This is a genomic window from Marinifilum breve (assembly GCF_003202155.1).
Taxonomy (GTDB): domain Bacteria; phylum Bacteroidota; class Bacteroidia; order Bacteroidales; family Marinifilaceae; genus Marinifilum; species Marinifilum breve.
The window spans coordinates 953,674-968,251 of the sequence record NZ_QFLI01000001.1; the positions used below are offsets into that span (position 1 = coordinate 953,674).

General features: G+C 35.3%; 11 protein-coding genes. All 11 read right to left on the minus strand.

From position 1 onward, the window contains the following. Positions 1-42: 42 nt before the first annotated feature. Positions 43-1,623 (minus strand): DUF4369 domain-containing protein, encoded by a 1,581-nt coding sequence (locus tag DF185_RS03815; protein WP_110359375.1) that lies wholly within the window; start codon positions 1,621-1,623, stop codon positions 43-45. Between the two features lie 114 nt (positions 1,624-1,737). Beyond that, entirely contained in the window at positions 1,738-2,949 is a 1,212-nt protein-coding gene (locus DF185_RS03820) for a thioredoxin fold domain-containing protein (RefSeq protein WP_110359376.1), read from the minus strand. 321 nt (positions 2,950-3,270) lie between these two features. Next, positions 3,271-3,672 carry an HU family DNA-binding protein gene (locus DF185_RS03825; protein WP_110359377.1) on the minus strand — a complete coding sequence of 134 codons (402 nt, stop codon included), beginning with the start codon at positions 3,670-3,672 and terminating at the stop codon, positions 3,271-3,273. Positions 3,673-4,201: 529 nt separating this feature from the next. Further along, complete coding sequence (locus tag DF185_RS03830) at positions 4,202-4,411, minus strand: hypothetical protein (RefSeq protein WP_110359378.1); 210 nt, start codon at positions 4,409-4,411, stop codon at positions 4,202-4,204. 20 nt (positions 4,412-4,431) lie between these two features. After that, a complete protein-coding gene (locus DF185_RS03835) occupies positions 4,432-4,812 on the minus strand; it encodes a hypothetical protein (RefSeq protein WP_110359379.1) in 381 nt (126 codons plus the stop codon). 158 nt (positions 4,813-4,970) lie between these two features. Continuing rightward, a complete protein-coding gene (locus DF185_RS03840) occupies positions 4,971-6,281 on the minus strand; it encodes a DUF4302 domain-containing protein (RefSeq protein ID WP_110359380.1) in 1,311 nt (436 codons plus the stop codon). Between the two features lie 103 nt (positions 6,282-6,384). After that, a complete protein-coding gene (locus DF185_RS03845) occupies positions 6,385-7,254 on the minus strand; it encodes a zinc-binding metallopeptidase (RefSeq protein ID WP_110359381.1) in 870 nt (289 codons plus the stop codon). Positions 7,255-7,256: 2 nt separating this feature from the next. Then, a complete protein-coding gene (locus tag DF185_RS03850) occupies positions 7,257-8,792 on the minus strand; it encodes a RagB/SusD family nutrient uptake outer membrane protein (RefSeq protein WP_165835937.1) in 1,536 nt (511 codons plus the stop codon). Between the two features lie 11 nt (positions 8,793-8,803). Next, positions 8,804-12,451, minus strand: coding sequence for a SusC/RagA family TonB-linked outer membrane protein (locus tag DF185_RS03855; protein WP_207784568.1), 3,648 nt, complete (start codon positions 12,449-12,451; stop codon positions 8,804-8,806). A 101-nt stretch (positions 12,452-12,552) separates the two neighbouring features. Next, entirely contained in the window at positions 12,553-13,725 is a 1,173-nt protein-coding gene (locus DF185_RS03860; protein ID WP_110359384.1) for a FecR family protein, read from the minus strand. A 161-nt stretch (positions 13,726-13,886) separates the two neighbouring features. After that, positions 13,887-14,459 carry an RNA polymerase sigma-70 factor gene (locus tag DF185_RS03865; protein ID WP_110359385.1) on the minus strand — a complete coding sequence of 191 codons (573 nt, stop codon included), beginning with the start codon at positions 14,457-14,459 and terminating at the stop codon, positions 13,887-13,889. Positions 14,460-14,578 lie beyond the last annotated feature (119 nt).

Below are 14,578 nucleotides of genomic sequence, written 5' to 3' on the forward strand. Positions count from 1 at the left end.
TTGTAAAAAATGACTCTTACAGTTTAAGTTTTCTTATCAATTTTAGTTCACTGATACACACTTAACAATTCCTTTTTCAGCTGAAGCCAAATAAAGGTTATCCTTAGCATCAGTAATCATTGGAATGTACGAACATCCTTTCACCAATTCTTCGATTCCTGCAATTTGCTTTGCACCAGCGCTGCTGTATACCTTAATACGTGTAGGATCTTTCTCAACCGTTACAATAGCACCACTATTTAATGAAGCTACAGAAACAGGATTACAACATCCGTGGAAATCATTCAATGTTTTACCTCTCTGACCGAATGTCAAAATACTTTCACCAGAAAAGTTAAATCCTTGCACACGGAAAGCTCCCAGGTTAGCAACCAAAATTTCATTCTTTGCATTTACTGAGAAATCAAGAATACCACAACATGGACGCATATCCTTCATTACAGGGCCAGCCTCTCCGTTTGTTTTATTAAACATGGCAAGTTTTGCACCTCTATAATCTGCAACCACAAGTTTGTTGTCAATTATTCTTGCTCCAGTTGCTGTAATTACATCTTTCAATGCATATTTAGCTTTTTCCTTACCATTTTCGTCAAGAACAACACACTCTACTGATTTAGGCATCATTCTTTTTATCTTTCTACCACGTACTTTCTTCACTACTTCTTCCTGAATAGCACATAACAAATAAATGTTGTTATCAGTATCAATGGCTAATGATGAAGCCTGACCATTAAAAGTAGGTTTCATCGTTTTTAATACTTTTCCATTTGAATCAATTACCTGAATGCTACCATCTTTCTTTAACGCACAAATGTTATTGTTTTTAAATGTTCCCAGGTAAATGATATCTGTTAAAGCTTCTCCTTTAAATTTCTTATCAACCTGGTAAGATACATTCTTTACATTGGCCATTAACTCTTCAATGGTAACGTCTTTCTCTCCTTTTTTAGCCATTTCTGCAAGAGTATTCACAATGGTTGGATTCTTTTGAAGTTGAGGATCCATTGCTGCAACAATTTTTTGTGCATCCTTGTAATTCTTGCCAGAAAGTTCTCTTACCACAAGGCTAGCAGCATGAGCAGAAGCAGGATACTCCTTAATGAACTTCTCATTTAAAGCATCAATTTCTTTTTGCTGAGGTTCTAACTTTTTCATTAATTCTTCAGCTTGCTCTTTGGTATTACCAGGCTTATAAAGCTGAGCCATGATATCTTTATACTTTACTCGAATTGCATTGCTTTCCTTCTGGTAAACTGCATAAGTATCATGCTCTTTACTACCTTCTATTTTCATATTCGCAAAATCCTTCACATCAGCAGTTAGTGTAATAGGAGCATTTTCCACATAGATTTGCGCATAATTGTTAGTTTCTGCAATAGCAATATAACAAAGAGTTGGAGCATCAAAGCTTCCCTTAATTTCAAACTTTCCCTCCTTTACAATGGCAGTATCTTTTTTCATACCTGCCGAAGTATTCATCAATTCAATCTTTGTACCATCAGGAACCCCAGTAATGGTACCTGACAAAATCATTCCTGATTTTGTTTCTTTCTTGGCATTGTTACATGCAAACATACCCAGCATGGCAGCCAGGACAACTAGTAGGTTTAATTTTAACTTCATCGGATCAGTTTATAGTTTTGTTTTTTGATTGGGTAAAAGTGGTTTGACTCCCCTAGTATGATTTGTCAAACCACTTATAAAGTTGTTAAATATAATCAATAAATTATCTATTGATTACATTTTTTCAATTTCTTCTTTTAATGCCATTACACGCTGGTCGTTTTTACCACCTTTTTCAGCATTTTTTGAGATAAATGCATTGATATTTTCCAATGCTTTCTCTTTATTATTCTCTTTTTTATACAGACAAGCCAAACAGTAAAATCCGGGAAGCAATTCACTATCTTCTTTCATATAATCTTCGACTACGGTAATTGCTTTTCCATAAATACCAGCACCTTCGAAAGCAGGATCCATTGCAACACGGTAAGTAGTATTGATTAAAATGCTTGATCCCATTCTCTTATCTGTCTTCAAAGCTTCCTTAGCCGATGAAATTTGCTTGTTGAACCAGGTTTCATACTCCTTGTGTGCCAAATAGTAAGTAGAGTACCAGTTGTCCTCCATCATTTTTTGTTGAGGAGTTGTAAAGTCTTTCTTAGCAGCTTCAATTGCTGATTTTAATTCATCAATTGTTCCTGTTGTTGCAACACCAGAAACATATTTGTTCACAGCAGCTCCAATAACACCATCATAATTCTCCTGACCGATTCCTTCCGCGGCAATAAACTTATCTTTGTTGGCAATAATATACTTGTAAGCTTCGCTTCCAAATTCCAAAGCTTCAGAATAAGCAATCACAGTAAAGGCATCAACATTAGCCAATTTTTCTTTCGGGCAGTTTGCGATAAAATCTTTCCCAACAGGTAACATCTCCTCTTGCTTGTAAGCTGAATACAATGCTTTTATATATTGCGCAACAAACTTAGGATCACGATTGCCTTCAGCATATTTTTTCTCTAAAGCTCCAATTTGTTTGGAAGGATCACCTGCAATTTTAGCCTCTTCAATTAAACCTGCAGCATCCGCTCCTCCAACTTTAGTATGAAGAACCTTACCGTTTGCATCCATAAACAATAGAGTTGGGAAAGCCTTAACTCCGTATTTCTTTTGAAGTTCGATTCCTTCTCCTTTTTCCATGTCCATCTTAACATTCACGAAATGAGCATTAAAGTAATCGCCCACTTCTTTTTGTGGAAATACTTTTTTCGCCAACATTTTACACGGACCACACCAGGTTGTGTAACAATCCATGAAAACCATTTTGTTTTCTTTCTTTGCTTTTGCCAAAGCTTCAGCAAATGTTCCATGCTCGAATTCAATTCCTTGTGCAAATACATTAGTGCATAAAAATACAGCTATCATTACTCCTAATATTCTTTTCATTTCAGTTAAATTTTGTGGTAATTACCAATATTAATTCTAATTCTTATTGATAGGACATATCAAAAGGTAAAATGTGTGAATGAAAATTGAAATTTTAACCTTAATTAACCTAAGCAAAAAAGAAAGAAGTCCTCCTCAATTAATTTCCGCCCTAGAAATGGTCGGTTTCTAGTGCGGTATTGATCGGTTTCCGCCCTAGAAACGATTGGTTTCCGCCCTAGAAATTTTCTCTACACTTGCAGGCATAAAAAAAATGCTGCCGAAGCAGCATTAAATTACAGCCAAATGCCTATTAATTAATCGTTTTTGATTTGATTATTTTTAGTTTAGAGAAATAGGATCATCAGGGTGGGCTTCATTCCACATGGCGATAAATTCTTCTTTACTCTTGCCAATGTTTTTTCGGTTCTCGATCTTTCCAGTAAACCCTCCCTCTACATTTAATGCACTCTTGATGTAGCGATCGAGCCTGTGAGATACAGAAATTTTACCTTCGGTATCAATTTTTGGTAAGTAAGTACCCAAACCTTCCAATTTTACACCCTGCCCTTGCTTGTTAAAGAAAATTACAGTGTCGGCCAACTCAGCTAACACCATTTGAATTTGCCCTTTGTTCAATCCAGTTCTGGATGCAATAAATTCAACTACCTGCTTCATTCCAGCAGTTTTTGCAAGTTTAATTTTAGGTCTAAACGTATTTAACGCTTTTAACATGTTTGCCATAATTACAAATGTGTTTGATTAGTATTTGATTTAATATCAGCTTTAAACATTTGGCTTCCTTGTTTAAAACAATACAATTAAATTAATCAATACAATAACATTTGTCAAGCATTTTTATTAACATCACAGGTATTATTAACTGAATACCAGTAAGAATGGGGCTTAAAGCACTTAAAAATTATGAAAACATGCTAAATAACACATTTTAATCAGAATAATCTTAGGGTCAATTCTTCATAGTAAAGCTGCATTATTGCAAATATCTGCAAAAAGTAAAACATTAAAACACCTATTATACTCTACAACAAAATATTATACACACAAAAACGAGTAGCTAATAAATTAGCTACTCGTTGCCACTAACAACAGCATGTTCACAACTACCTAAAAATATTTTGTACTTGCAGAACAAACTAACCAGTCTATAACCAACAATAAACTGTCATGATAAATGGTATTACAGGAGATCTATATAGTGTGGGGTATATGTAGTGTATAGGTAGGATTAAGATCTCCTGTATTTTATTGGTTACTCTTCATTTTTGCTTTTGCCGTAAGCAGGGAAATAAAACTCCCAAACCGTACTGAGTACACCATAAATTAGTGCAAACGTATAGGCACTTATATCCAAAGATTGGCTTAAAAAACAATAATCTGCAACCAGCATAAGAACAGATGCTATCAAAGTCTTTTTTATCAGCCAAAATGCTTTGTTTTTATTTAAATCTTTTAACTTCATAATACTTTCTAATCTTGATCTCACTCAAAATCAATTAGATTTAGGAATACCAATAAACGCGATATTTTAATACCAAGAAATTTTACAATTAGAGCGATTGACGGTACCAAGGCAAATAAAACCTCGTTTTCGAAACCAATCAGCTCCAATAAAACAATAAGGATACCTACAAAAACTCCCATTAATATAGCATTCAGTTTTTTAGGATTACCATAAGTTTTGTCTCTCACTATCGTCACAACGGTAAGTATGGACAGTAAAATTCCAATTGAAATACAACTGGCTGCAAAATAGGATTTCCATTCTTCCGTCCAGGAGTTTAGTATTGAGGTCAGAATATAAGTCAAATAACACAGAAATAGCATTAGAAATGTCAGGCTTAAGCTTTTAGTGATACGCATAGGAAAAAATTAGGGCTTACAAAAGAACATAGGATCTACATTTATCATTTAGTTCAAATGATATTATGTAGTTTTAATCACACTTAATTTGAGATTTTTTTTAAAGTTTCCAGGATTATTCAAGCTAGACTAATCCCGGAAACTCAACTCAATAACTATTAAGATTTTACCTGCAATGCTGCTATGATCAACCATTTTGTTGGATCATTAACACTAATGGCATAATAGTATTTGTAATCAGTTGTATACAATTTAAATCCACCTTCGTCAAAGAAGAGTTCAATTAGAGCCTGTCCTTCAGGATTGTCAACTCTATCCTCTAAAGTAAAATGAGGATGTGTTGATTTGTCAACATACCTATCAAACTCAAACCTAAAAGTATCGTCAGCTAAAATATCTATTTTATTGTCTTTAAACTTGGCATATGGGAAATAGTAAGGCTTAAATTTAAAGGTTAATCCACTCATCCAAGACTCGTTATAGAATTGCAAATCTTCAAAATCAGGATATAGCATTCTGTAATCTTCAACCATTGATTTTACCGATTTTCCATAACGATTAACAATACCAAAACTCATTCTACTAAACCTTTGTGCAATCCCCTTAACCTGAACAGGAGGCCAAGGTTCAATAACAAATTGAGCTTCTATCTGGTCAGCTGGAGTCTTGAACTCATCTGCCTCAGCATCATAGTTCAAACGTGTAATTTCATCGTTACCTACTACAATAGGATCTATAAAGAACATTCCTTCCCCATCAAAACCTATTCTGTGAATCGTTTCTTCCACTCGGATTCCCTCAGCAGTCTCAACGTAATCTTCAATAATAACAGCTCTATACAATGAATTGTATGTAAAACCATATTTTTTACCATTGCCCAAAGACAAGGATGGGAATGCATAATCGCTTAAGTATGCTTTTTTAATTAAAGCTACCTCCATTTCTTTCACCTCATCCAAAGCATCAATATGTAGTTTCGATTTCGCTTTTGTAAAGATGTAGGTTCCTTTATTTACTTTACCCTCACAAACAATTTTATCTTCCGAAATTTCTCTAACCAATAATTCAATATCTCCACCTCTTCCTTCTCCTCGGCTATTGTTCGGATTTGAGAAATAATTCATTTGTGAAAAGGTTGTGAAAGTAATGGTCATCCCTTGGGTGTAACGTATCTCATACAGAGATGAATCAATCTTGTTCTCTATGTTATAAGGATTAAAGTCGTTTGCAACATAGGCCATACCATCTTCCTTAAATACAGCATAAGCGTTGAATTCTCCCATGAATTCTTCTCCAGGAACAGTTGCAATATGCCAACCATTCTCCGAACTGGTTAAGATTTTTTTGTATTCTATTTTTGCAGCATTGACTCTTTCTTGTGATGATTGCTCAAAGATTTCGTCAACCTCATTGTCACAAGCTGTGAATGCAAAAAAGCATGCCAATATGATTAAAAATGTATTCTTCATTTTTTTAATTTTTTGATTTATGAACTAAAGATTTGATAAAACCTGCCATGCATTTCATGTTTGTAACATGGCTTAGGTTTTGGTTCATTATCAAGCAAGTAATTTATTCACCTGCAACTTCTTCTAAATCCATTTCCTGGATTACCTTGTAAATATGAGCCTGTAAAGCGTACATATCAATGTTCCAAATATCAGCGAAATACTTCACTACTATTTCTTCTTTAATGCGAAGTATTTCCTGGCCTGAAGCTGATGCCCTGCTGATTATGGCTTCGTACTCATCATTACTATTGGTTAAAATGGTAGCAATGGTTTCTACAAAGTTTTCATCAACATCCAATTTAGAATATGGAGTAATGAACCCTTCGTTTAAAGCTTGTTCATCGCTCACATTCATCCAGGCAGAAGTATATCCTCCAGGAGTTACCAATTTAAATTCATCTGGATACATTACTGCCTGGTGCAAAATATGGCCAAACTCATGATGCATAATGTGAAGCATTCTTTTTAAGAAAGATTTACTGGATGACTGATACTCCGGATCAAATTCGTTGATTTGGTACAGGACTACTTTTCGTCCACCTTCAGCTGTTCCTTGTACCATGGTACCATCATTATTCAAGTTTCTACTTCCTACAAGTATGATCAATTTAGGAATGTAGCTCTTAACAAATGTTTCACCACCCAGTTCTTCATAAGGTTCAATCCACGATTTCTTCAAGGTTTTCAGAAATGGCAATACCTTATCCAAAGCAGCGGCAGTTAATACCTTTTTATTTTCCAATTCAGTATCATCCCAACGGTATTTCACCTCGATATTATATGGTTCTGTCAGGTTATTGAAAATCCACTGGTCAATTTCATTCATTTGGGTTTCTACCACAATATTCGACTCTCCCAGATTTTCATCGTCATCGCATGCTACAAAAGCTGCAGCAAGGATCATCAGGAAAAAATATTTAATAAATTTCATAATCAATCTCTTTTATTAGGTTGCAAACCATTAGCTACTGCAATAGCCGGAATTTGTAAAGTCTTTTTAGAATCCTTAGCCTCTAATTTATAAGTCTCTCCATCTGCTGTTTCATGAATAACTTCCAGGTCAAATCTTCTGATATCAAACCAACGCATGCCCTCATGAATAAAGTCTTTTCTCTTCAAGTCAAGATAATATTGAGTCATAGAACCTGTCAATTCGGCAATTTCTTCATCGGTTTCGTATGTAGGAGGATTAAAAGGAGGAAAGAAAACCTGTTCTCCTGTTGTATAGTAATGGTTGATGTCGTATTTGGTAACTTCTACTGCTCCAAACATATCATCTACTTTCTGACTAAGAATAATATTGAAATCATCGATGGCAGCATCCAATTCTCCCAATTTAATATGTGCCTCCAAACGGTTATAAATCAACTCATCTGTAGTAAACAATGGCATCATAAATGATGGCACAAAAGAATCTGAGTTTGGATTGTCCTTAATTTCATGATTTCTCCATTTAGGGAAATGTGCATAATCGTTACCACCATGTATCAGATGAGCATAGGTTAAACCCCATTTTAAGTTTCCTGTACTCATAAAGATCTTCTGATTAAGAGGTCCGGTTAATGAGAATCTCCAAAATGGATAAAGGTATCCCCAGTTATCGATACACTCGCTCAACAACAAGTTTGGAGTTTCCTCTGCCTTGGTATACTGTGCTTCTTTATCGTAATAACTAGCCTCACTGTAAAACCCGTTGATATCGCGAAGGAGTGCAGCAGGATTGGCTCCTAAAACTTCATTGGCATAATCCATAGACATCGCCAAATCATTAGCATCTCTTTCTCTCCACAAGTAAAAACGAGAAGCAAAAGCTTTGGCAGCATTTGTTGTAAAATGGTACTTTGGCACATCGTAACGAGTATCATTCAACATAGCCATACCTTCCAACAAGTCTCTCTCTACTTTCTCATAAACTTGTGCTACAGTATGCCTCTTGTACTCTTTCACCAACACTTTTTCAACTTCTTCTACATAAGGTACTCCTAAATCGGAAGCTGCGGTAGTTTCGCTATAATGTGGCGCAAATAAATTAACCAACATAAAATGTGTATAGGCTCTACAAACCAAAGCTTCTCCTTTGTAAGAATCCAAATCGGTTGCTCCGGCTTCTTCCAATTCCTCAATTTTCTCTAATGCCTGATTAGCATGTGCAATTGCTGTATAAGCATAGTTCCAATAGAAAATTGGTGTATTCTGTCCTTCTTCACTAAAGTTTTCTACATACTTGTAGGTTTCTTCGTTGGTTTGGGTATTGTATGAATCCATACCCTTATCACCAGCATTATCTGACATTACCTCGCATAAAGAAGCATAACTGGTTTTTGGGTAAGCATTCACCAAAAGCTTTCCAATTTGTTCTTTATCTTCTAACTCTGTTCTGTTATCAGGAAGTTTATCCAGGTAATCGTTACAGGAAACCAAACTAATTCCTGTTAGTATTATTGCTAAACTTTTATATAATATCTTCATCTTCATTTGGTTTAAAATCCAACTTTCAATGTCATTGTAAATTGTTTTGGCTGTGGCATTGCTACCCCGCCTGAACTATAAAATTCAGGATCCTGTCCATACAACTTGTCATCCGAATAAATCAACCACAAGTTGGTCGCTTGTAATTTTAAAGAAGCATCCGCAAAACCAATTCTGCTCACTAAACTCTTTGGTAACATATACTTCAAGGCTACTGATTTTAATCTTATAAAATCACCATCGGCAACACGTGCTGTACTGTAGTTGTAATAACTCATTGGATAATCGTACAATCCAGCCTCTTGTCTTTGACTCAAAATTGTAGGAATATTGGTGTATTCTTCATCTCCAAACATGGTCCAACGATTCTTGAATTCATTTGACATGGCATCCATATCGTTGTACTGAGCTTTAAAAATTGGATTCAATCGAATCTTGTTACCAGCAGCATAGGATACAAATACATTTAATGACCAGTTTTTGTATTTAAAAGTATTATCTAAACCACCTGTAACCTTAGGATCAATGGGGCCTTCTTTTTTAAGATAATCTACATTATTAGACTGAAGATTAATTTCTTGGGTAATTTCTCCATCTTCACCATAGAATTGTGGAATACCATACTCATCTAATCCTGCGAATGGAATTGAATACAAAGCACGTACTTCTCCTCCTTCTAAAGCACCACCTTCTGCCTTCACCAAATCATAAACGCGTGGTTCACTTTTTAATTCAGTAATTTCATTCTTATTGTATGAGAAAGTTAAGTTAGATGTCCAGCTAAAATCATCGGTTTTTACATTTCTGGTATTTAAGGTAAACTCTATCCCTTTCGAAGTCATATCGGCATAATTACCAAATTTGTAACCTTCACCACCTACACCTGAAGTTTTAACCAAGCCAATTAAATCGAAACCTTTACGGTAGTATGCATCAGTTATAACACTTATGCGATTATTAAACAAACCTAAATCAATACCCACATTGGTTTCATATTGTTTTTCCCATGTAAGATCTTCATTCTCTAAAGTTTGAATTTCAATACCAGTTTCTTTTTCCGATAAGTATGGACGATTGGTAACCTGGTTCATTAGAATTGCCGTTGAATTTTTAGCCATCCCCATAGAAGCGGTCAAACCGTAAGTTGCGCGTAATTTCAACATAGAAATCACATCCTGATCCTGCATCCAATCTTCCTCGCTAATGTTCCACGAACCAGAAATATTCCAGGTTGGCAACCAACGAGAACTTTTCTTTTTACCCAACTGGTTAGATCCATCGACACGAGCTGTACCATTAATGGTATATTTTCCTTTATACGAGTACGCAAGATTCGTAAAGAATGCAATGTATCTATCGTAAGTCCATCCCATATTATAGATTTCCTTATTGTACTCCAATGCTTGCTTGTAGTATCTGTAATCGATAAATGGAACTCCACCTGAATTGTATTGGTAACCGGGACCATTATTGTAATAGCTTTGTCTGTCGGATGATTTAATCTCCTGACCAAACATCATATTTACCAAATGTGTTTCATTAAAAGTCTTATTGAAATTCAAGGTATTTCTGATGTAGGTACTCTTCAGGTAGTTTTCATGACGATCGTAAAATCCACCTTCAGGTAAAACCACTACTGGCTCTGCATTCGGATTGTCCGGATCTGTATACAATAATTGGTTTCTTTTTCGAATAGTTGCATCCTGAGCCATACGATGAGCCATTGCAAAATTACTTTCTTCGGTAATACGGTGCTCTCTTGTAGATTTTACGTAGCGCAAAGACCCAATAAAATTGTAAACCAAATTCTTATTGAATTTGTATTCCAAATCAGCTTGCAATTTCAGATCCAGCATGTTTAGCTCAATTTTGTTGTGCTCTAACTCATGCAGAATATTGAATGGTGCAAAATCGCGTTTGTAGAATTCCAGGTTACCATTATCATCGAAAGCACGCATGGTACGCGATGCATTTATAGCATAAGAAAATGGGTTGATATCAAACGAGCGAGAATATGCTCCTTCAAATACATTGTCAACACGTTGAACTGTTCCCGGTGCATCTTGCTCACGAATAGATCCAACAGTACTGAAACCGATTTTAAGCTTGTCGTTTAGCTGTATGGTATTTTTAAAGTTAGCAGTATAACGTTTTACTTTTGAAGATTTTGCCCAACCTTCGTCATTGTAAAAACTTGTAGAAACGTAAGTTTGTGACTTTTCATTTCCACTAGACAGACTTACCGAATGTTCTTGAGCAATTGAGTTATTGAATAAAATATCAAACCAATCGGTATTAGCCATTTCATATTTACGCAAGAAATTAGCACGAGCCTCAGGAGTATTTTGCAAACCAAATCCAGTTTCCGGATCGTAAGAATTAATTAGATCATACATTTTTAAGAAAACTCCACCACTCGATCTTCTGGCCATATCAGCATGATTCAACCAACCTTTGTCTTGCATCTGCAAATATACTTCCATCTGATCCTTGGAATTCATGATGTTGTAATCATCGTAAGTTGGCTTCAACTTCACTGTCCAGTTAGAAGTATAGTTGATTCTTGTTTTACCAGCTTTACCTTTTTTGGTGGTAATCACAATTACACCATTCATAGCGCGTGCACCGTACAAAGCTGTTGCTGCAGCATCTTTCAATATCTGAAAACTTTCAATATCATCAGAGTTAATACCTGCAACTGAAGAACTAATCAAAGTTTCTGCATCTCCAGACGAAAGATCGTCCGCTGATACATCTACAACATCCTCCAATACAACACCATCAATTACCCATAGTGGTTTTTGATCACCATAGATAGATGAAGCACCACGAACACGAATCTTAGGAGCTGCTCCAAATGTTCCTGATACATTCTGTACCTGAACACCTGCCGAACGACCTTCAATCATTCTACTAACATCAACAATCCCTTCAATCTTAGTATCCTCAGCATTCAATTTGGTTGCCGATCCAGCAAAAAGTTTACGATCGATCTTTTGATACCCTGTAGTTACAACCACTTCACCAATTTGCTCCGACTGACTTTCAAGAGTAATATTGACCTTTGTTTCACCTTCTTTAAGCGCATATTCTTTTGGGGTCATCCCTACAAAAGAAAATACCAAAGTATTTTTATCGGCAGGAACATCAATCTCATAGTTACCATCAAAATCGGTTGTTACTCCAATTGTGGTTCCTTTAATAATAACCGAAACACCTGGCAATGGAACCTTTCCATCATCAACTACATTTCCTCTAATTTTTCGCTTTTCCTGAGAATTACTATTGAGGTCTGTATCCAACACTTTAATCAGGATGGTTTTATGTTCCACCTCATAGCCTAAGCCTGTGTTTTCAAGTGCCTCATCAAGAATATTCTCGACTAGTTCATTTTGAGCATCTACCGAAATAGGATCTACACCCTTCAACTGAGAGGCATCGTATAAAAAGCCCAAATCAGTTTGCTCTTCAATAACTTTTATTAGATCTTCAATGTCGGAATTTTGAAGTTTTACGTTAATCCGACTTTGAGAAAAAATTCCTGCATTTGCCTGAAATGCAAACGCAATAATTAAAACCATCACATTTCTCATGGTACGTAACATTCTCATCCACCTTATAAAAAAAGTGAATGCGTTCTGAAAAAAGATTTTTTTCATACATTTGTAAATAGGTAATTAAACATGGAATACCCTCCACGGTATTCATTATCTGTATAGAAATCGGAAATTGTTGGCGCAGTCTCCGATTTTTTTTGCTTTTATTTCCTCATACTTATTACTACTGCTTTTTTGTTTTTATCAATTTCAATTCCTGATATCTTTTCTATCATACTAGAAATCACTTTAAAATCATCAACCTTATGTAACTTTCCTGTAAGTCTCTTGTCTTTTAATTCCGGATTTTGATAAAATACTCTGACATCATACCACCTGGCGATATTTCGCATTACATCTTCCAAGCGTTGGTTTTCAAATCTAAAATATCCATCTATCCAACTTGTGTATAAATCTGTGTTCACGATTTTACTTTCTAATGTTCCATTTTCATGGCACCAACTGGCCTGATCTCCAGGCTTAAGAGTTAGGCTTTTTCGAATTCCATTCTCATTAACCGCAACTTTTACTTTTCCACTTACCAGAGTTGTTTGTATGGAATTCTCATCGTCATAGGCCATTACATTAAATCGAGTTCCCAATACCTCAACTTCCATATCATTTACTTCAACAGTAAATCTTTTGCCTGTTTTAGTAACATCAAAAAATGCTTCCCCCCTTAATTCAACTCTTCTATCACCCTCTCCAAAACTTATCGGATATCTTAACTCCGAATTACAATTCAGATATACCACTGTTCCATCAGACAATTCTACCTGATAATCGTTCCTATTTGAAGTGCGAAGTGTATTGTAAGCGATCTTTTGATTTTTCACCTCTGGCTTTTCATATTTCAACCCTGCTCTCAAATATTTCCTAATCTTCACACCCTCGTCCTCAACTACAGCCTGCTCAATACCAGATTCCAGCTCATAGGTTTTTCCTGTTGATGTTATTAAAACAGTACTATTGTTTTCCTCCTGCTCTATTATTCGGGTTTGTTCAGCCAATTGCTGTTCCATTTGTGCATTGGTATACCACCAAAGACCAGCCCCAATCATTAAGGGAAGTACAATTACTGCTGCATATTGAAGTACTTTGTGATATATTGAAATACGCGACTTTCTATTTAATCTTTTCATGAATAAATCCGTTGTATTCGGAACCGACTCGAGACTTAAATCCTCAAGCGGTTTTTCATGATAGCTTTTCATTCTTTTGAAATATTCCCTGTTATCTGCTGATGATTCCAACCAAAGGTTAATTTTTTCCTCTTCGGTAGAAGTTAGCCTATCATCAAGCTTTTTTCTGAGAATGTCTAAATCTAAATTCTTCATTTTAAAATTTTACCAATTTCTAGTCTACAAATGGTTTTTAGGGTTATTTCGCTCTTAAGACGAGAATATCAAAAAAGGGTTAACAAGTTTTTTTAATATTTTTCAAAAAAACCTTAACCCTCTGATTTAATGCAAACTACTTCTTATAGGAATACTATAAACTATACCCTTTTAAAAAGATGGGAGAACAATACCAATAACTCTTTTAAGCTGTACAGCTTTTTTTTCAGAAGTTTTTTCGCTCTATACACCTGAACTTTAACCGCATTCACTGAGATATCTAATTCATCAGCAATTTCGGCATGCTTCAAACCACTGTACACAGACATGCGGTATACCTCTTTACATTGATCTGGTAATTCATCAATTGCTCGTTTTATCTTCAAACTTACTTCTGAATCAAGATTTACTCCTACCGATTCTGATATGATTTGAGCTTCCGCCAATTTTAACTTCTTTTTATCCTCGAGTTTAACCGATCGCAAATGGTCGATACAGGCATTCTTAACCATTAAAAAAAGATAGGAACGAAGCGATCGTGAGATTTTAATATGTGAATTCTCCCAAAGCTTAATGAAAACCTCTTGAACAATATCTTCTGCAAGATCGGGAGAGCACACATAAGTTTCAGCAAAACGAAACAATTGAGCATGATAAGTTTCAAACAACAATCGAAATGCGTTTTTATCTCGTTCTGCAATTTTTTTACTTAATAGTCTCTCTTCTGCAATCATCTATTCAGGGCTCTGTATCTCTTTAGTGGTGGCATGTTTATTAATTTTAATAGGGTTAAACAGCCATGAGATGAATGCGAATGTAAAAAATAATTCTCTCCAAAAAAAATATTGGTAAT

Excerpts from the sequence above, each read along its gene's own strand:
- DF185_RS03865 (WP_110359385.1), bottom strand. The coding sequence starts at position 14,459 with ATGATTGCAGAAGAGAGACTATTAAGTAAAAAAATTGCAGAACGAGAT.
- DF185_RS03860 (WP_110359384.1), bottom strand. The coding sequence starts at position 13,725 with ATGAAGAATTTAGATTTAGACATTCTCAGAAAAAAGCTTGATGATAGG.
- DF185_RS03845 (WP_110359381.1), bottom strand. The coding sequence starts at position 7,254 with ATGAAATTTATTAAATATTTTTTCCTGATGATCCTTGCTGCAGCTTTT.
- DF185_RS03850 (WP_165835937.1), bottom strand. The coding sequence starts at position 8,792 with ATGAAGATATTATATAAAAGTTTAGCAATAATACTAACAGGAATTAGT.
- DF185_RS03820 (WP_110359376.1), bottom strand. The coding sequence starts at position 2,949 with ATGAAAAGAATATTAGGAGTAATGATAGCTGTATTTTTATGCACTAAT.
- DF185_RS03815 (WP_110359375.1), bottom strand. The coding sequence starts at position 1,623 with ATGAAGTTAAAATTAAACCTACTAGTTGTCCTGGCTGCCATGCTGGGT.
- DF185_RS03830 (WP_110359378.1), bottom strand. The coding sequence starts at position 4,411 with ATGAAGTTAAAAGATTTAAATAAAAACAAAGCATTTTGGCTGATAAAA.
- DF185_RS03855 (WP_207784568.1), bottom strand. The coding sequence starts at position 12,451 with ATGAAAAAAATCTTTTTTCAGAACGCATTCACTTTTTTTATAAGGTGG.
- DF185_RS03825 (WP_110359377.1), bottom strand. The coding sequence starts at position 3,672 with ATGGCAAACATGTTAAAAGCGTTAAATACGTTTAGACCTAAAATTAAA.
- DF185_RS03835 (WP_110359379.1), bottom strand. The coding sequence starts at position 4,812 with ATGCGTATCACTAAAAGCTTAAGCCTGACATTTCTAATGCTATTTCTG.
- DF185_RS03840 (WP_110359380.1), bottom strand. The coding sequence starts at position 6,281 with ATGAAGAATACATTTTTAATCATATTGGCATGCTTTTTTGCATTCACA.